We start from the raw sequence: 1,426 nt of genomic DNA on the forward strand, positions 1-1,426 counted from the left end.
TAATGCCGTTCAGTTAAGGTTCCGAGTCAAGTATCGAACGGTGTAGCGGAACGGTCTGGACTTGACGGCCCGAGCGCAAGAGCGCCCGGGCCGTTTCTCATTGGGAAGTTGCTTGAGCCGTTCACGCAAGCGCCCAAGCAGCGCCGGGAGTTTGCCGTACGAGCGCGTCACCGCCGCCCAAGTCATTTCGTATTGGATCGTATGAAATGCCCGGATGAAGCTGAGTTTATCGGGAGCATATCCGGCCTCCAGCGCCGCCTTCGCCATCTCCAGGCGAATCAGGTTGTAGGCGATCAGCGCCCCCCAGAACTCCTGATAGACACCCTCGACGGTCTGGCTGCGAAGGGTCACCTCCATTCCCAGCATCGACTGCTTCAATTCTCGGTAACTGGTTTCGATCTGCCAGCGACGTTCATAGCAGGACACGATGTCGATTGCCTTGAAACGCTGGGGGTCGCTCAGCGAGGTCAACAATACCCGCTGTCGGCCACGCGCATCGACGGCGAGCACGGCGCGGGCCTGCCAGAATTCGGGCAGTTCCGGACACTTCTTTCGAGCCTGCGCTGACACGCGCATGCGCACTATCTGATCGCCAGGCTCGCCGCTGAGCACCTCCCAGCGCGTATTGGATTTGGCCGGAATGATGAAATGCCGGTTCTCGCCGCCCGAGACCAGGTTGCACAGCAACTGGGCCGCCAGAAATCCTCTGTCGAACACGGTAATGGAGTGGTCCGGCACGCGCGGGATGAGTTGGCGGGCCGAGATCATCTCGTTGATGTCGTACGGGCCGAATTCCGTATCGCATACCAGGTGGGTCGGAATGGCCGTGAGCGTGACCGCACGAAGTTGGGGATAGCTGCCGACCCGGTCATGCGCGGCCGCCGATGACCCGAAATGCTCGCGGTTGGCGGCACTGTCGGCCGTGCGCAGCGTGGTGCCGTCCATCGCGAACAGCGACAGCCCGTTGAACAGGTAGTGCGCCTGATCCTGGGCAATCCAGTGGCGGGCCGATTCTTGAAAGAGCCACGTCAATGGAGCCGCCCCGGTACGTTGCCGCGCTTGGGCGATGGCGCTCTTGCTAACAAATGACGCATCAGGCGCCGGTAGCGCCAACTCCAATCCGTCAACGATCTCGCTGATCGACTGATGCCGGTACAACGCCAGCGCGATCACCAGCCACACCACTTGTTGAGCCGGCAAGCGCCGCCGCCGAATGCTGGCACTTCCGCTGGCCTGGACTGCCTGCTCGATCCATTCGTACGGCAGATGCTGACCCAGCCGATCCCATTCGAACGGCGGGTGCGATTCAACAAGAGGGCGAAAATCGTCGGCCAGCATGGCGACGAAAGTTAACATCGCCACGCCCCGTTTACAACAAGTTGGCGCAAACAAAAATGCCGTTCAGTCGCTTAACTGAACGGCATTA

General features: G+C 60.7%; 1 protein-coding gene. It reads right to left on the minus strand.

What is annotated here, in order from left to right:
- Nucleotides 1–9: 9 nt before the first annotated feature.
- The gene (locus WS96_RS15985) at nt 10–1,338 is read right to left on the minus strand and encodes an IS4 family transposase (protein ID WP_059833725.1); all 1,329 of its coding nucleotides are present in this window, start codon (nt 1,336–1,338) and stop codon (nt 10–12) included.
- Nucleotides 1,339–1,426: the final 88 nt, after the last annotated feature.

The organism is Burkholderia sp. MSMB1835 (assembly GCF_001526365.1).
Taxonomy (GTDB): domain Bacteria; phylum Pseudomonadota; class Gammaproteobacteria; order Burkholderiales; family Burkholderiaceae; genus Burkholderia.